Below are 15,832 nucleotides of genomic sequence, written 5' to 3' on the forward strand. Positions count from 1 at the left end.
TCCAGGGCCCCCGCCCTGGCACAGGTCGCGCTCAGCCCAACCCCGCCAGCAGCTTCGACACGTCGTCCGCCTCGGGCAGCCCCAGACGCACGAAGACACCGCGGGCCCGATCCAGATGCTCCCTGGCCCGGCACGTCCGCCCCAGATCCGCCAACGCCCGCCCCAGAACGACCAGGGCCTGCGCCCGGTCCCGTTCCGAGCACGCCTCCTCGCAGCGGGCGACCGCCGCCTCCGCCTGCTCCACGGCCTGCGCCACCCGCCCCGTACGGCGCAACGTCTCCGCCAGCCGGAACAGCACCTGCGCCTCCCGCTCCCGCAGTCCGGCCGACCGGCACACCACCAGAGCCTCCTCGTAGCGGGCCACCGCCTCCTCGAAGCGGCCCAGTTCGTGCAGGGCCAGACCGAGGACGTAGAGGGAGTAGGCCGTGCCAACGTTGTCGTCCAGCTCACGCAGCAGCGGCAGCGCCGACTCACAGGAGGCGATCGCCTCCTCGGGCCGCCCGCTGCGCACCCGGGCCAGCGCCGCGTTGACGGTCGTCACCGCCGCACCGGAGCGATGGCCCAGCGCATGGGCCAGGGCGATCGCCTCGTCGTAGCAGGCCGCCGCCTCCTCGAAACGCCGGAGGAACTGCGCCACCAGACCGAGGTCGTTGAGGGCCTGGCGCAGCGTGTACACATCCCCAGCGGCGCGCGCCGACTCGACGGCCAGCCCGGCGTGCCGCCCCGCGTCCTCGATCCTGCCCGCCCGCAGCGCGATGCCGCCGCACAGCATCCGCGCCCGCCCGATGACCCGTGGGCAGCCGGTGAGTTCCGCCGTGTCGGACAGCGCCAGCGCCACCGGCGCCATTCGTTCGTTCCACACGGCGTGCGTGAACGGGCTGACCGCGATCAGCAGGTCCACCGCACTGCCCAGCCGGTCCTGGGCCGCGTCGGGCAGGCGCAGCGTGACCGCGCTCAACGCGGCCGCCACCAGGCTGTCGATCTCAGCCACCACCCACGCGCGGGCGGCGTGCACGTCGGGGAACCTGGCCCCCTCCGCCCGCAGCGGGCCGAACACGTCCGCCACCGCGTCCCCGGGAATCGCGTGCGGGAACGCGCTCGCTGCCGTCGCCAGCAGGCAGTCCAGCAGCCGGCCCAGAGCCGCCGCCGCCTCCCCGGGATCATGCGACTCCGCGCGCTGCCGGGCGAAGACCCGCACCAGATCGTGATAGCCGTACCGGCCGGGTTTGGCCGACTCCAGCATCGCGGCGTCGGTCAGCGACTCCAGCACGTCCTCCGCCGCCGCTTCCCCGACACCCATCGCGGCGGCCGCGGCCGGCACCCCGATGTCGGCCGCACCGGCCAGGGCCACCAGCCGGAACGCCCGCGCCTGCTCCGCCGTCAGCTGCTGGTAGCCCAGTTCGAAGACCGCGTCGATGGCCAGCGCGCCGATCCGCAACTCGGCGATGCGACGCTGCTCGTCCGCCAGCCGCGCGGTCAGCGTCGCCACCGACCAGGCGGGCCGCGCCGCCAGCCGGGTGGCCACGATCCGCACCGCGAGCGGCAGATGCCCGCAGGCCTCGACCAACTCCAGGGCGTCCTCACGCTGCGCCGCCAACCGCTCTGGGCCGACGATCGAACCGAGCAGGTCCAGCGCCTCCTCGGTGTGGAACGGCTTCAGCAGCAGCTGCGCCGTCAACGGCAGGTCGAACAGGGGTGATCTGCTCGTCAGGATGACCGCGCAGCTGGACGATCCCGGGATCAACTCCCGCACCTGGGCGGCGTCCCGGGCGTTGTCCAGCACGATCAGCAGCCGCCGGCCGTCCACCAGGGACCGGAAGAGCCTGCAGCGCTCCTCGACACCGTCGGGCACCTCGTCCTCGGGCACGCCCAGCGCCGCCAGGAACCCGGCCAGCACGAATCCCGGCTTCGCCGGATCGGCCCCGCTGCCCCGCAGGTCGGCGTGGAGCTGCCCGTCGGGGTAGTGCGCACGGGCCCGGTGGGCGATGTGCAACGTGAGACACGTCTTGCCCACACCCCCCATCCCGGCCGCGGCCAGCACGACGGGGGTGCGCCGCACCGGCTCGGTCAGCAGCGCGTACCAGGTGTCGACCTGTTCGCTTCGGCCCACGAAGTCAGGCGCGTCATAAGGAAGTTGAGCGGGTACCGGCGCCGTCGCCGGGGACTGCGCCGCCTCGGGCGTGGCCGGGCTCCGACCGGCCCCGGCGCCCGCACCGCCGGCCGGCGACGTCGACGCCGGCCGCGCCGAGCCCGGTCCGGCCAGTCCCGGATCGCCGGCCAGGACCCGTCGGTGCACCTCGACCAGCTCCGGGCCGGGCTCGATGCCCTGCTCCTCGACCAGCAGATCCCGCACCCGGCTGAACACCGCCAGGGCGTCGGCCTGCCGACCCGCCCCGTACAGCGCCCGCATCAGCAGACCGTAGGGCCGCTCCCGCAGCGGGTGCGCATCGGTCAGCTCCACCAGGTCCGGTATCGCCGAACGGTGCTGACCCAGCCTCAGGGCGAGCTCGAAACGCTCCTCGCACAGGGTCAGCCGCAACTCCTCCAGCCGCACCCGCTGCCGTTCCGCGAACGGACCGGGCACCCCCGCCAGCGGCTCCCCCTGCCACAGGCACAGTGCCCGCTCCAACAGCCCCGCGCCCTGCGCCGTCCCGCCGTCCGCCACGGCGCGCGCCGCCTGCCCGGCCAACTCCTCGGCACGGCGCAGGTCCAGCACCCCGGCGGACACGGCCAGCCGGTATCCGTCACCGGCCAGCTCCAGGACGGTCGGTCCGCCGCCCTCCGGCTCCAGCAGCTTGCGCAGCCGCCACACATAGGTGCGGACGATGGTCACGGCCCGCGACGGCGGCGCGTCCGCCCACAGCGCACCGACGATCTGCGCCATCGAGACGGGCTGGTTGGCGCGCAGCAGCAGAAGCGACAGCAGTGCCTGCTGCTGCGGCGGCCCCACCCGCAGCTCGACGTCCCCCCGATAGGCGCGTAGCGCGCCGAGTACCTCAAAACGGAATGCTCCGGCCACCCGATGTCTCCCCTCGCAACGGCCAGCAAAGCGAACAGGACATGATCGCCTCCGGACACCCCTAAGACGCCATCCGCCAGGCCGGGGATCCACCTCTTTCCAGGCCAGAGACCAAGGAACCGTAAAAAAACCGACACCGGGAACCGGCTCGGACCGCCCGCACCGGCCCCGGTGGGCGAGCACGGACCGCGAGGGACACGCCCCGCACCCGGCTCCGGACCGCGCGAAGCGGACGATCGCGGGCGCCCGCCGCACCGGCCCCTCCTGGGCAGCCGTCCCCGGCCGCGACGCGGGGGAGACCGCGTCGATGACCGCCCGCCCGGCACGGCGGGGGAGTGGAGGGCCGGTTCGCCGTCCCCGGCCCGGCTCAGGCCTCCTGGCCGGTGGCGGCGAGGACGATCTCACGGATGGTGACGCTCTGCGGCTGACCGTAGGCGTAGGCGATGGCCTCGGCCACGACCTGGGGGTCCAGGGCGCCGCCGGCCGACTCCTTCCACGCCTCGTAGTCGCTCTTGATCCTCTCGTCGCTGGTGTGGGAGAGCAGTTCGGTCTCCACGGCGCCCGGAGCGATGGTCACCACCCGCACGCCGCGCGCGGCGACCTCCTCGCGCAGGTTCTCCGACAGCGCGTGCACGGCGAACTTCGTGGCGACATAGGCGCCGTGGTCGGGGAAGGTCTTGCGGCCCGCGATCGAGCTGACGTTGACGATCGTGCCCGTGCCCCGGGCGAGCATGCCGGGCAGCACCGCGCGGGTGCCGTACAGCACTCCCTTGACGTTGAGGTCGATCATCCGGTCCCACTCGTCGACCGGCTGGTCGGCGATGCGGCCCAGCAGCATGGCCCCGGCGTTGTTGATGATCGCGTCGGCCGGACCGAACCGCTCCTGCGCCTCGTGCACGGCGGCCTCGACCGCGCCGCGGTCGGTGACGTCGACCCGGCGGCACAGCGTGCGCGGCAGCGCGAGCTCCTCCATCCGCCGCGACCGCCGCGCGAGCAGCAGCAGCGGATGCCCTTGCGCGGACAGCAGGCGCGCGGTCGCGGCGCCGATGCCGGAACTGGCGCCGGTGACGACGATCAGGGGCTTGGTCATGGGCAGTACCTCCGGACAGGGTGTGTCGTACGCAATCCAGGAGATCACCGCTCCGGGACCCGCACCGACCGCCACAGGAGCCCGGATCCACCGGGGGTCCGGCAGGACCCCCCTCGCGGGGCACCCGGCCCCGGGCGCCGGTCTAGCCTGAAGAGATGAGCACGCCGGCCGAGCGCGGTCCCAACCTGGAACTACGTGACTTCCTGCGCTCCCGCAGGGCCAGGGTCGGACCCGACGAGGTGGGCCTCGGCCCGCACGCCGGCCGTCGCCGCGTGCCCGGCCTGCGCCGCGAGGAGGTCGCCCAGCTGGCCGGTGTCAGCGTCGACTACTACGTACGGCTGGAACGCGGCCGCACCCCCAACGCCTCGAGCGCCGTCCTGGACGCCGTCGCCCGCGCACTGCGCCTGGACCAGGCCGAGCGCGCCCACCTCTTCGACCTGGCCAGGCCCAGGCCGGGCTCCGGCCGCAGACGCCCCACGCCCCCGCAGCGGGTACGGCCCGGCCTCCTGCGGATCCTGGACGCGCTGACCGCCACCCCGGCGATGATCCTCGGACACCGGCTGGACGTTCTCGCCGCCAACCCGCTCGCCAAGGCCCTCTACACCGACTTCGACGCCCTGCCGCACCGCGACCGCAACCTCGCCCGGTTCGTCTTCCTGGACCCCACGGCCCACGACCTCCTCGCCGACTGGGAGACCGCCGCCCGCGGCACGGTGGCCGCCCTGCGCCTGTACGCGGGCCGCCACCCGCACGACGCGCGCCTGAACGAACTGGTCGGCGAGCTGTCCGTGCGCGACGAGGACTTCCGCCAGTGGTGGGCCGACCACGACGTCCTGCGGTACACCCACGGCATCAAGCCCTACCGCCACCCCCTCGTGGGCGAACTCGACCTGGCCTACGAGTCCCTCACCCTCCCCGACGACCCCGACCAGTCCCTCTACCTCTACACCGCGGAACCCGGCAGCCCCTCCGCGCACGCCCTCGACCTCCTCGCCACCTGGTCCGCCTCGACGACCGTATGAATCCCGATGTGTGCCGATTTTTTTCGGAGATCGGCACAACCATGTGCGGGGGTGGTCGGTCTTGTGTCCCGTGAAGAACGTGTTTTCTGTACGACTGTCCCGACTCGCGGCGACGGTCACCACCGCCGCCCTGGCACCGGTGGTCCTCCTCTCGTCGCCCGTGTTCGCCGCCGAGTCCGCGCCCGCCGACCTGCCGGCGCCGACCGCACCCGACCGGAAGGCGGAGGACCCGACCGGGACGGACCAGGCGGAGCAGGACCGCGAGACCATCCTCGCGATCATCGCCGACCCGATGGCCAGCCCGTACATGAGGGAAGCCGGCCGCAAGGCCATCGCGGACGGCCCCGCGGCCATGCGCGCGTTCATCGAGACCGACCAGTTCAGGATCCGCCTGGACGACTACCGCGTGGCCGTCACCTCGCTCCTGAACGGCGCCGGCCCCGGCCTGAAGGAAGGCGTCGAGCGACTCCTCGGCAACGACGGGACGACCCTGGAGGAGCTGCGCCACTTCCACGACGTCACCCAGTACGAGCTGCGCGACCAGGACAACCGTGTCGAGGTCTCCCGGCTGATCGGCACCGGCGGCCCCGCGGTGCGTGAGGCGGGCAAGAAGGCCCTGGAGGGGACCGCGGCCGACCGCGCCGCCTTCCTGGAGAAGGGCCGGTTCCTCGCCCAGGCCGAGGACGACCGGGCCACGCTGGCCAGGGTCGACGAGGAGTGGGACGGCCCCATCCTGAGCGAGGCGATCCGCGAGCTCCTCGGCGGTTCCCCCACCCCGGCCGCGCTGCGCCACTTCGTGGAGGTCACGCAGTACGAGCTGCGCGACCAGGACAACCGCGTCCGGGTCGCGCAGGTCATCGACGGAGGCGGACCGGAACTGGTCAAGGCCGGCCGCGCCGCCCTCGCGGGCACCCCCGCCGACCGCGTCGCGTTCCTGACGAGCGGCCAGTTCGAGGCTCGCGCCAAGGACACGAAGGCCCGGCAGGAGAACGGCGAGGACAAGGACGGGCACAACCACACCGCCTCCGGAACCGCCGCCTCCAGGAACCACGCAAGGCCCGCCTCGGCCCCCGCCCCGGGCGGCGGCAGCACCGTGACCCCCCAAGGCGGCAGCGGCCCCGCCCTCGCCGCCACCGGCGCGGGCGACCCCGCCCTGCTGGCCGGCGGCGCCGGCACCGCACTCGTCACCGGCGCGGCCCTCCTGCTCGCCGCGCGGACGCGCCGCACGAACTCCACGAACTGACCCGCAACCGCACCCGTCGCCGGAGGCCGGTCCCCACCGGCCGCCGCTTCGGTGGAACGCCCGTATCAACATGATCGGCGAGCCTGTGGTGCCGCTCAACGGAAGAGCGGTGTGCCCAAGGTTCATGGACAGCACGTCGGGCCGGCATCCGCGCGGGCACTGGCGGGCTGGACGTCGTTCGGGCCCACGCCCGAAGTGCGGGACCCGGCGGGCAGCCGGACAATGTCACTGCGGGGCGGCTGAACTCTGCTTCCGGTCCTCGTCGCAGGGGTGAGGGGATCCACGTCGACGCCTCTCGCCGTCTCCCGGACCGTGCTCCCGCGCGTGCACAGAAGGGTGCCCGATCATGGGCGGCATCGACGGACCTGCTCTTGGGAGTCTGTGTGAGGCACTGCGGGGACCCGTCCTCGCTCCGGGAGACGCGGGTTACGACGAGGCCCGGAGGATCTACAACGCCATGATCGACCGGCGTCCGGCGGTGATCGCGGGGTGCGTCGACGTGGCGGACGTGCGGACCGCGCTCTCGTTCGCCCAGGACACCGGGCTGGAGCTGACGGTGCGTGGCGGCGGGCACAGCGGTCCGGGGCTGTGCGCGGCCGACGACGCGCTGATGCTCGACCTGACGCCGATGCGCTGGGTGGACGTCGACCCGCAGAGGAGGATCGCGCGGGTGGGCGGCAGAAGCCGGTGGGGCGACCTCGACCACGCGACCCACGGGTTCGGACTGGCCACTCCGGCCGGGATCGTATCGACCACCGGAGTCGGCGGTCTCACCCTGGGTGGCGGCCACGGGCATCTGACCCGCAGGTACGGCCTGACCATCGACAACCTGCTGTCCGCCGACGTGGTCCTCGCCGACGGCACGTTCGTCACCGCATCGGAGACCGAACACCCGGACCTGTTCTGGGCGCTGCGGGGCGGCGGAGGCAACTTCGGGGTGGTCACGTCGTTCACCTTCCGGCTGCACCCCGTGGACACCGTCGGCCTCGCGATGACCGTCTGGCCCGTGGACCGCACCCGTGAAGTGCTCCGGTGGTACCGGGAGTTCCTGCCCGGTGCGCCCGAGGAACTCAGCGGCTTCTTCGCCCTGTTGACGGTACCGCCCGGCCCGCCCTTCCCCGAGCCGATCCACGGACGGAAGATGTGTGCCGTGGTGTGGTGCTACACAGGCGACCTGGAAGGGGATCGCCTGGAGAAGGCGCTGACCGTCGTGAACGTGCCCGGGCCGCCGGCGTTCCACTTCACCACTCCCGTGCCCTACCCCGCCCTGCAGAGCATGTTCGACGGGCTGATGCCGAAGGGGCTGCAGTGGTACTGGCGCGGCGACTTCTTCGACGCCGTCCCCGACGACTCCATCGCCGTACACGAGAAGTACGGCCAGAACCTCCCCACCGGCCTGTCCACGATGCACCTGTACCCGATCGACGGGGCCACCCGCCGTGTCGATGCCGACGACACTGCCTGGGCCTATCGACATGCCACATGGTCCGGCGTCATCGCGGGCATCGACCCCGAGCCTGCCAACGCCGGCCTGGTCCGCCGGTGGTGCGTCGACTACTGGAGCGAACTACACCCGCATTCCATGGGCGGCGCCTACGTCAACTTCCTCGGCGAGGAGGAGAGCGCCGACCGGGTCCGGGGTACGTACCGCGGACACTACGACCGGCTCGCCACGATCAAGCACACGTACGACCCCGACAACTTCTTCCACGCCAACCAGAACGTCCCACCCACCACCTCGTGACCGGTCCCGACCCCGGGTGCGGCCACTGAGTCTCCGAACCCAAGACAGTGGGCCACGGCCTGTCAGCCCCCTGCTCTAGGGTCGCCGTCATGGCCGAGCCCTCCTTTCTGACCGCAGTCCGCGAGTCGTACGACACGGTCGCCGCCGACTACGTCGAACGCGTCCCGTCTCCAGCCGAGATGGACCCGCTGTCGCGCGCGATGCTGGCGGGGTTCGCCGAACTGGTGCGGACGGCCGGTCTGGGGCCGATCGCGGACCTGGGGTGCGGCCCCGGACGCCTGACGGCGCACCTGGCCGGTCTGGGGGTGTCCGCCTTCGGCGTCGACCTGTCGCCGAAGATGGTCGGGCTGGCCCGGCACGCCTATCCGGACCTGCGGTTCACCGAGGGCTCGATGACCGCGCTGGAGACGGGGGACGACGAGCTCGGCGGCGTTCTGGCCTGGTACTCCACCCATCACACGCCCCCGCAGTATCTGCCGACGGTGTTCGCCGAGTTCCACCGCACGCTCGCGCCCGGCGGCCATCTGCTCTGGGGGGACTATGTCGGCGATGAGCGGCTGCGGCCGAGGCAGGGCTACGGCCGTCCGGTGTCCTACGAGTCGTACCTCCTGCCCCTGGACCGCGTGGTCGAGCTGCTGGACCAGGCCGGACTCGTCGTCACCGCGAGACTGGAGCAGGAGCCCGGCGGACGGGCGAACAGGCCGCACGCCTGCCTCGTGGCCCGCAAACCCGCAAGCCCCTGACGCGCCTCGTTCCCGGCGCCGGGGGCACGCCTCATGGTGACGGTCGGTGCAGGCGTCGGCCTGGTTGTCGCCGCCACCTCAGAACGGGCGTATGGCTCCTCTCCGCATCGCCCCGCGCCCGCCGAACGCCGACGAGCGTGCCGTGCCCGAGGCGGAGAACGCGCTCTTGTCCGCGGCAGTGTGCGGCCGGGACGGTGTCCCGGGGACCCGCGCTGCCCCGGCGTTCGGATGTTCGGCGAGTCCGGTGCTCCGCCGTCTCAGGCGGACGTGCTCTCGTCCCCCGCGAACAGGCTGACGACCCCGGCGGGGGCGTTGGCGCCGAAGACGAACTCGATGGTGCGGTGGGCGGCGGCAGCGGCCTTGTGGCTCCGGGGGAACATCCTGCTCTCGTAGGCGTCGAGCGCCGCCTCGAGGTCACCGGGATGCGCCGCGATCGCCGTACCGAGTTCCGCGCCGTCGAGCATCGCGAGGTTGGCTCCGTCTCCTCCGGGGACGGTGGCGTGTGCCGCGTCGCCGAGGAGGGTGACGCCGGGGACCCGGTCCCAGCGGTGGTCGTCCGGCAGCTCGTGGATGCTGCGCAGGACCGGCGCGGACTCGCCGTCGGTGATCAGGGCCAGCAGCTCCGGTGCCCAGCCGTCGAACTCCGCCGCCACCCGCGCCCTCGCCGCCGGGGCGTCCGCGAAGTCGATCGCGTCGAACCACTCCGCAGGACGATGCAGCACGACGTAGGTGTGGACGACGTCGCCGGCCTCACGGTGGGCGAGGAACCCTTTGCCCGGGACCAGGGCGTACAGGGCGCCGTTCCCGACGAGGTCGGCCACGTGCGGGTGGGCCGCGTCGACGTCGTGAAGGTAGGTGTCGACGTAGCTCATGCCCGAGTACACCGGCCGCGCGTCCGACAGGAGCGCCCGGACCCTGGACCAGACCCCGTCGGCGCCCACGAGGACGTCGGACACGGCCGAGGTGCCGTCCGCGAACGACACCTCGTGTCGCCCGTCCCCGACGGGTGTCGCCGAGACGAGCTTCTTGCCCCATCGCACCGTCCCGGGCGGCAGCGACGCGAGCAGGATCCGCCGGACGTCACCGCGCAGCGTCTCCGGCCGGGCCAGGGAGCCGTCGTCCGGCCGATCGACGACGACGCGTCCCCGCTCGTCGACGACTCGTCGCGCTCCGCCTCCCCGATGGATGATCGAGCGGTACTCCTCGGTGAGTCCGGCCATCTCCAAGGCGAGTTGGCCGTCCTCTTCGTGGAGGTCGAGCTGTCCTCCCTGGGTGCGGACGCCCGCGGACCCCTCCGCCTCGTAGACGGTGGCGGGTACGCCGTGGAGGTGCAGGATCCGGGCGAGCGTGAGTCCGCCGAGACCCGCTCCGATGATCGAGACCGAGGTCGTCATGGTGATCCCTTCGTGGTGATGCACACACCGTACAACGAACATTGTTCTAGTGGCGATCATTGTTCGTCAACGGGTAGGGTGGCGGCATGGCAGGACGACGGGCAGGCCGTGACGCAATCTCCCGAGACCAGTGGGCGGCACTGATCTCGGCCAGGAACACCGACGCGGAGACCGGAGCGCGCCGGTCCGCCGGCCGGGAGAAGACCCCCATCACCGTGGAGCGCATCATCGACGCCGCCCTCGAAGCCGTCGAGTCGGCCGGCTTCGAGGACCTGACGATGCGCATGGTCGCCACGAGGCTCGGCACCGGCCCCGCGTCGTTGTACGCGCATGTACGGAACCGAGCGGAGCTGGGTGACCTGCTCATCGGGAGGCTGTGCTCCCAGGTCACCCTCCCCGCGCCGGACCCCGCGTGCTGGCGGGAGCAGTTCATGGACGTGTGCGCACAGCTGCGGGACCGGTTTCTGCGCTACCCGGGGATCGCGCAGGCCGCCCTCGCCGTGGTGCCCGCCGACCTGGCGACCCTGCGGGTCGGCGAGGGGATGCTCGCGATCCTGCTCGCCGGCGGAGCGCCCGCCCGACAGGCGGCCTGGACGAGCGACGCGGCCTACCTCTACATCGCGGGCTACTGCCTGGAGGCGTCCGCGGCCCGCCGGCAGAGCGAGGACGCCGACGGCCGGGTGATCGACCCCGCCGAGATCGAGGAGCGGCTGCGCATGCTGCCGGCCGACCGGTTCCCCCACACCGTCGCCCATGCGCGGGAGCTCACCTCGGGCACCGGACACGACCGGTTCACCTTCACCCTGAACCTACTGCTGCAGGGGCTGGACCCGACACGCCCGTGACGGGTCGGGACGACCTCCCGTCCCGGAGACCGGAGCGGCCCGGCACCGTGCACTGGTTTGGGAAGGCGCCATGCGGCTGACCGCCTTCGCGGGAACGGCATCCAGGTTTTCCGGGGTTCGACGGCCCGCGGATGTCGAGAACGTGTCACCGTCTCCGTCCCAGGGACAGCAGCGGCCACCACCGGCCGCACGACGAAGCACGAGGAAGAAGGAGAAGCCGGTATGGCGGTACTGCGGATGGACAACGTCGGCATCGTGGTCGAGGACATGGACGCCGCCATCGCGTTCTTCCTGGAGCTGGGTATGCAGCTGGAGGGCAGGGCGGAGGTCGAGGGTCCTTTCGCCGACCAGTGCACCGGACTCGACGGCGTCCGCTGTGACATCGCGATGGTCCGGACCCCGGACGGTCACAGCCGGCTCGAACTGGCCAGGTACCGCAGCCCCGCCGCGACCAGCGCCGGGCCGCGCAAACGCCCGCACAACATCCTGGGCACGCACCGCGTCATGTTCGCCGTCGACGACATCGAGGACACCGTCGCACGCCTGCGCCCTCACGGCGCCGAACTCGTCGGCGAGATCGCCCGGTTCGAGGACAGCTATCTGCTCTGCTACCTCCGCGGCCCCGAAGGCATCATCGTCGGACTGGCCGAGCAACTGCGCTGAGAAGCCGAGAAGGGGCCGAGAAAGAGGAGCATACGTGTGGGGCCCGACCGTCAGTACGGTCGGGCCCCACACGTATGGGTGAACGCGGTGTCAGGTCACCACGGTCACCATCGGTACCAGCGGCCGCGGCCACCACCCGCGCTGGTGGATCGCATGACGAAGCCGAGCAGCCACAGCACGAGGACCGCCACGGCCACCCACCAGAGAATCTTGATGGCGAAACCGGCACCGAAAAGAACCAGGGCGAGGAGCAGAACGAGAAGCAGGGGAACCATAGTTATCAACCTCCTGACCCGCCGTATGCCCTGCCGATGGAACCCTATTCACCGAGCACTCCTTGTTTGTGAAGGAACCGCCGGGGCAGCAGGGGGTTACCGCGAGAGCGGAATCCGAAGCGACGAGGAGGCGTATTCCATGAGTGCCGGCGAGAAGGCCAAGGCGAAGACCGAGCAGGCTCAGGGCAAGGCCAAGGAGGCCCTCGGGCGCACCCTCGGCAACGAACGCATGGCCGCCGAAGGGCAGATGAAGAAGAGCGCGGGTGACGCCCGCGAGGCCAAGGAGAAGATCAAGGACGCCTTCAAGGGCTGACGCTCGTACGACTGCTCATACGGCGAGGGTGTCCCCGGAATCGCTCCGGGGACACCCTCGCCGCATGTGTGTACGGCGGCCGCCGATTCCGCGAGCCGGACCCGTCCGCCGCCTCACGCCCCGTACGAGTCGACCTCCCGCCTGGGGCTCGGCGGCCGGCGTGTCCGTGCCCAGCCGCTCTGTTACCGAATGCGGACAGAACCGGGTGAACGGCGCCCAGTCGGGCGTCATCTCACGGGGTGTAGCGAAACAGCTCGGGCGGCCGCCCTGCGGGAGCAGGGGGAGGTGCCGCAGCCATGAAAGACCGTGGGGGAGTTCTCATCATGACCACGCACCAGACCCGCCGTACCGTCCGTTCCGCCACCCTGGCGGCCGTCACCGCCGCGTTGGCGCTGGGCCTGACCGCCTGTGGCGGCGGCGACGGCTCGAAGGCGGCGGGCGGCGATCGTACCGCTGACACCGCGCAGAGCAGTTCCACGTCCAACGGGACCGGCAAGAGCGGCACGGAGCAGGCCGACAGCGGCGGTGGCAGCAAGCAGGGGGCAGGCTCGGCGACCGTCTCCGGCGGGACGGACCAGGTCGCGAGCAAGAGCACGACGACCGGCGCCCAGCAGTGCCGCGGAGACGGGATGCTGCTCACCGCGGTGCACCGCTTCGCCGGTCAGCAGGGCGATCACCTGCTGGTCACCGCGTCGAACGCGGGCACCAAGCCGTGCTGGGTCACCTCGTACCCGGCCGTGAAGCTCGGCGACGTCGACGCCGCCGCCCTCCCGCACTCGAAGAAGGACAACCCGGGCGGCGGCAAGCACATCACCCTCCAGCCCGGAGGCAAGGTCTACAGTGCGGTGAACCTCTTCGACTACGGCGCGAAGCACCACACGGCGAACTCGTTCGCCCTCGCGCTGCGCGGCGCGGACGGCCACGACGGCCCCTTCTACTCGGTCGACATCACGGGCCAGAAGCCGCAGTTCAGCTGGAACGAGGCCGACGTGCTGAACTGGAGCACCAAGAAGCCGTACGACTTCTGACAGCGCTTGTCGCTTCGGGCGGCCCGGCCCGAAGCGACAAGCCCCCTGTGGTCGTCGTGACCTTGCGACCCAGCCGCCGCTGGTGCATCGGCGGTCTAAGCGGGGCCTGTCCCGTCGTTGATCTGGAAGGTGACGACGTCGACTTCGTCGGTTCCCGCCAGATCCGGGTAGTGGCCCTTGAGGACTTCCCGGAGTTCGGCTGAGGTCGTCAGCCCCTCGGTTCGGGCGTCCTGGTCGGTCAGTTCGCTGACCAGGCAGTGCCTGATGCCGGTCACCTCGGCCGGCAGGACGACCTCGGGGTCGCTCTCGAACACCAGCCGTGCCGGCCCGAGCTGGGCCGGGTCCCGGAAGCGGGTGGTCTTGGTCTTGGCGCCGGAGCGGACGTCTTCGAGGTAGCGGGGGTTGAACCGGATGATCGGGGGACCGGCCGTCTCGGGGTCCTGGTGGAGCGATGGGTCGAGATCGTTCATGCCCGCCTCCGGAGTCCATCGCTGAACCAGCGGCATCAGGTCGGCGGCGAGAACGGACCGGAGCCCTGCGGGCGTGGGCACGATGACGCGCATGGTGGGGTGGTAGTCCACGAAGACCTGCCGATCGCGCCCGCACGGACCGACGACCCCGCGCCCGTGGTTTCCCACGGCCACGATGCAGCGCATCTGGCGGGCGCCCTGGGCTCGCGCGGCTCCCAGCGCCACGAGTTCGGCGCAGGGTCCGCCGGTGAAGTGGTAGAGGTTCACGCCGGCGAACATCCGGTGGTCGGCGGCCATGACCGCGGCGCCCATCGTGTGGATCCCGTCTTCGTCGGGCCCGGCGTCGGTATGCGCGTCTATGGTGCGGCGTGCCAGCTCCACGAGCTCACGCTCGTCGTCATCGAGAACTCGCGCGGATGGCGGTACGTACACCTTTTCAGCCTTCCTCTCCAGCAGAGGTCACCGAAGATCATTCCACGCCACGCACGTGGGCTCCACGGGATTTCGGCTTGCCCTGACCGGGCCCCTGTGGTGGCCCATTGACGCCGCGGCCTGGGCGCAGTTCGCGGACGAGGTTCGTGATCGACGCCTATGCGCTGGCCCGGGAAGCGGCCGAGCCGGAAGCCGGGGTGGACGAGATCTTCGAGATGATCGAGGCGGCCTGGGAGGTCACCCGCCCTTCTCGGTCACGCGCGCGGTGACCCCTCCCGGCTGTCGTAGTGCTCCTGGGCGGCGAGGAGTTCGTCGCCGTGCAGGCCGAACCACTGGATGAGTTCGGTCAGCGGCCCGGCCAGGCTGACACCGAGTTCCGTCAGGCTGTAGGTGACCTGGGGCGGGTTGGTGGGCGCGACATGGCGGTCGACGAGCCCGGCCCGGGCCAGTGCCTTGAGGTTCTGCGACAGCATCTTCTGACTGATGCCGCCGACCCGTTGGTGCAGCTGCGCGAAGCGGTGCGGGCCGGCGATGAGGGCCGAGATGATCAGAGTCGCCCAGCGGCTCGTCGTCTGATCCATGATCGGCCTGAGCGCGCACTTGTTGTCGAAGGTGTCGTGGGCCAGAAGCCGGGCTGCCGTCGCGACCTGCTGAGTTTCCATCACTTCATGAGCTTACAAAAAAGTAGGTACTTCCCAGCAGTTATGGGCTTTCCTACGGTGACTTCCGCAGGCATCAACGTTCGAGGAGTCACTGTGAGCAGCAACAACGCACGTACGGCGATCGTCACGGGCGCGTCGAAGGGTATCGGTGCGGGGATCGCCAAGGCGCTGGCCGGGACCGGCGCGGCCGTCGTGGTGAACTACAGGGAGGACGCGAAGGGCGCGGAGCGGGTCGTCGCGGGCATCGCCGCCGAGGGCGGCCGGGCGGTCGCGGTCAGGGCGGACGTGGCCCGTGGCGACGACGTGCGGCATCTGTTCGATCGCGCCCGCGAGGAGTACGGACCGGTCGACGTCCTCGTGAACAACGCGGCCGTCGCCGCCTTCGCGCCGCTGTCGGACATCACCGAAGAGGAGTTCCAGCGCGAGATGACCACGAACCTGCTGGGGACGATCCTCACCACGCAGGCCCTGGCCGCGCAGGACGACATCGACACCGCGTCGATCGTCAACGTCTCCACGGCCGGCACGCTCACCTACCCCCCGTACTCCTCGCTCTACGTCGCGTCCAAGAGCGCCGTCAACGCCTTCACCGTCGTGGCGGCCAAGGAACTGGGCCCGCGCGGCATCCGGGTCAACGCGATCATGCCCGGACCGTCGGACACCGAGGGCACCCGGGCGATGGGATTCCCCGGCTCGGATCAGGAAGCACAGGCGATCGCCGGCACCCCGCTGGGCCGCACGGGCACCCCGGACGACTACGGCCCGCTGGTGGCCTTCCTGACGTCCGACGACGCGCGCTGGATCACCGGGGACGTCATCCTCGCCTCCGGCGGCCTGCGCTGACGCCTCGTCCGTCCGCCACGAGGCCCGCCGCAGGCCGGCGTGCGGC

15 protein-coding genes and 1 pseudogene are annotated in these 15,832 nt (G+C 71.6%); 10 read left to right on the forward strand and 6 right to left on the reverse strand.

The features are described 5' to 3' along the window. Window positions 1-31 precede the first annotated feature (31 nt). Both AB0C59_RS10540 and AB0C59_RS10545 read right to left on the reverse strand, forming a co-directional pair. Window positions 32-3,019: a BTAD domain-containing putative transcriptional regulator gene (locus AB0C59_RS10540; protein ID WP_363002745.1), complete on the reverse strand. Its 2,988-nt coding sequence runs from the start codon at window positions 3,017-3,019 to the stop codon at window positions 32-34. A gap of 367 nt (window positions 3,020-3,386) precedes the next feature. Continuing rightward, window positions 3,387-4,109, reverse strand: coding sequence for an SDR family oxidoreductase (locus AB0C59_RS10545; RefSeq protein ID WP_363002747.1), 723 nt, complete (start codon window positions 4,107-4,109; stop codon window positions 3,387-3,389). Between the two features lie 155 nt (window positions 4,110-4,264). On the opposite strand from AB0C59_RS10545, the gene AB0C59_RS10550 reads away from it, so the two are divergent. From AB0C59_RS10550 to AB0C59_RS10565, 4 genes are all read left to right on the forward strand, one after another. Beyond that, window positions 4,265-5,131, forward strand: a complete 867-nt coding sequence (locus AB0C59_RS10550) for a helix-turn-helix transcriptional regulator (RefSeq protein WP_363002749.1) — start codon at window positions 4,265-4,267, stop codon at window positions 5,129-5,131. 79 nt (window positions 5,132-5,210) lie between these two features. After that, window positions 5,211-6,374, forward strand: coding sequence for an ALF repeat-containing protein (locus AB0C59_RS10555; RefSeq protein ID WP_363002751.1), 1,164 nt, complete (start codon window positions 5,211-5,213; stop codon window positions 6,372-6,374). 346 nt (window positions 6,375-6,720) lie between these two features. Next, a complete protein-coding gene (locus AB0C59_RS10560; protein ID WP_363002753.1) occupies window positions 6,721-8,118 on the forward strand; it encodes an FAD-binding oxidoreductase in 1,398 nt (465 codons plus the stop codon). An 89-nt stretch (window positions 8,119-8,207) separates the two neighbouring features. Further along, complete coding sequence (locus AB0C59_RS10565; protein WP_363002755.1) at window positions 8,208-8,861, forward strand: methyltransferase domain-containing protein; 654 nt, start codon at window positions 8,208-8,210, stop codon at window positions 8,859-8,861. 257 nt (window positions 8,862-9,118) lie between these two features. Here the strand turns inward: AB0C59_RS10565 and AB0C59_RS10570 are convergent, their stop codons facing one another. Beyond that, window positions 9,119-10,255 carry an NAD(P)/FAD-dependent oxidoreductase gene (locus tag AB0C59_RS10570; RefSeq protein WP_363002757.1) on the reverse strand — a complete coding sequence of 379 codons (1,137 nt, stop codon included), beginning with the start codon at window positions 10,253-10,255 and terminating at the stop codon, window positions 9,119-9,121. Window positions 10,256-10,341: 86 nt separating this feature from the next. Here AB0C59_RS10570 and AB0C59_RS10575 point away from each other — a divergent pair, with 86 nt between their 5' ends. Then, complete coding sequence (locus AB0C59_RS10575) at window positions 10,342-11,100, forward strand: TetR/AcrR family transcriptional regulator (RefSeq protein ID WP_363002759.1); 759 nt, start codon at window positions 10,342-10,344, stop codon at window positions 11,098-11,100. 222 nt (window positions 11,101-11,322) lie between these two features. After that, window positions 11,323-11,763 carry a VOC family protein gene (locus tag AB0C59_RS10580; RefSeq protein ID WP_363002761.1) on the forward strand — a complete coding sequence of 147 codons (441 nt, stop codon included), beginning with the start codon at window positions 11,323-11,325 and terminating at the stop codon, window positions 11,761-11,763. A 104-nt stretch (window positions 11,764-11,867) separates the two neighbouring features. Here AB0C59_RS10580 and AB0C59_RS10585 read toward each other — a convergent pair whose 3' ends face one another. Further along, entirely contained in the window at window positions 11,868-12,038 is a 171-nt protein-coding gene (locus AB0C59_RS10585) for a hydrophobic protein (RefSeq protein ID WP_363002763.1), read from the reverse strand. Between the two features lie 139 nt (window positions 12,039-12,177). Between AB0C59_RS10585 and AB0C59_RS10590 the strand changes: the two genes are divergently transcribed. Then, window positions 12,178-12,351: a CsbD family protein gene (locus AB0C59_RS10590; protein ID WP_363002765.1), complete on the forward strand. Its 174-nt coding sequence runs from the start codon at window positions 12,178-12,180 to the stop codon at window positions 12,349-12,351. A gap of 323 nt (window positions 12,352-12,674) precedes the next feature. Then, window positions 12,675-13,379 carry a DUF4232 domain-containing protein gene (locus AB0C59_RS10595; protein ID WP_363002767.1) on the forward strand — a complete coding sequence of 235 codons (705 nt, stop codon included), beginning with the start codon at window positions 12,675-12,677 and terminating at the stop codon, window positions 13,377-13,379. A gap of 95 nt (window positions 13,380-13,474) precedes the next feature. Here the strand turns inward: AB0C59_RS10595 and AB0C59_RS10600 are convergent, their stop codons facing one another. Further along, complete coding sequence (locus AB0C59_RS10600; protein WP_363002769.1) at window positions 13,475-14,281, reverse strand: ASCH domain-containing protein; 807 nt, start codon at window positions 14,279-14,281, stop codon at window positions 13,475-13,477. Between the two features lie 128 nt (window positions 14,282-14,409). Here AB0C59_RS10600 and AB0C59_RS10605 point away from each other — a divergent pair. Continuing rightward, a pseudogene (locus AB0C59_RS10605) lies at window positions 14,410-14,550 on the forward strand (TetR/AcrR family transcriptional regulator); the annotation flags it as partial. Here AB0C59_RS10605 and AB0C59_RS10610 read toward each other — a convergent pair. Further along, complete coding sequence (locus tag AB0C59_RS10610) at window positions 14,536-14,943, reverse strand: helix-turn-helix domain-containing protein (RefSeq protein ID WP_363002771.1); 408 nt, start codon at window positions 14,941-14,943, stop codon at window positions 14,536-14,538. The pseudogene AB0C59_RS10605 and the gene AB0C59_RS10610 overlap by 15 nt on opposite strands. 93 nt (window positions 14,944-15,036) lie before the next feature. Between AB0C59_RS10610 and AB0C59_RS10615 the strand changes: the two genes are divergently transcribed. Then, entirely contained in the window at window positions 15,037-15,786 is a 750-nt protein-coding gene (locus tag AB0C59_RS10615; protein ID WP_363002773.1) for an SDR family oxidoreductase, read from the forward strand. Window positions 15,787-15,832 lie beyond the last annotated feature (46 nt).

Origin of the sequence: Streptomyces sp. NPDC048664 (assembly GCF_040650555.1) — a bacterium.
Classification (GTDB): Bacteria; Actinomycetota; Actinomycetes; order Streptomycetales; family Streptomycetaceae; genus Streptomyces.

Coding starts and splice junctions, on each gene's coding strand:
- AB0C59_RS10545 (WP_363002747.1), bottom strand. CDS start 4,109: ATGACCAAGCCCCTGATCGTCGTCACCGGCGCCAGTTCCGGCATCGGC.
- AB0C59_RS10550 (WP_363002749.1), top strand. CDS start 4,265: ATGAGCACGCCGGCCGAGCGCGGTCCCAACCTGGAACTACGTGACTTC.
- AB0C59_RS10560 (WP_363002753.1), top strand. CDS start 6,721: ATGGGCGGCATCGACGGACCTGCTCTTGGGAGTCTGTGTGAGGCACTG.
- AB0C59_RS10565 (WP_363002755.1), top strand. CDS start 8,208: ATGGCCGAGCCCTCCTTTCTGACCGCAGTCCGCGAGTCGTACGACACG.
- AB0C59_RS10570 (WP_363002757.1), bottom strand. CDS start 10,255: ATGACGACCTCGGTCTCGATCATCGGAGCGGGTCTCGGCGGACTCACG.
- AB0C59_RS10575 (WP_363002759.1), top strand. CDS start 10,342: ATGGCAGGACGACGGGCAGGCCGTGACGCAATCTCCCGAGACCAGTGG.
- AB0C59_RS10580 (WP_363002761.1), top strand. CDS start 11,323: ATGGCGGTACTGCGGATGGACAACGTCGGCATCGTGGTCGAGGACATG.
- AB0C59_RS10585 (WP_363002763.1), bottom strand. CDS start 12,038: ATGGTTCCCCTGCTTCTCGTTCTGCTCCTCGCCCTGGTTCTTTTCGGT.
- AB0C59_RS10590 (WP_363002765.1), top strand. CDS start 12,178: ATGAGTGCCGGCGAGAAGGCCAAGGCGAAGACCGAGCAGGCTCAGGGC.
- AB0C59_RS10595 (WP_363002767.1), top strand. CDS start 12,675: ATGACCACGCACCAGACCCGCCGTACCGTCCGTTCCGCCACCCTGGCG.
- AB0C59_RS10610 (WP_363002771.1), bottom strand. CDS start 14,943: ATGGAAACTCAGCAGGTCGCGACGGCAGCCCGGCTTCTGGCCCACGAC.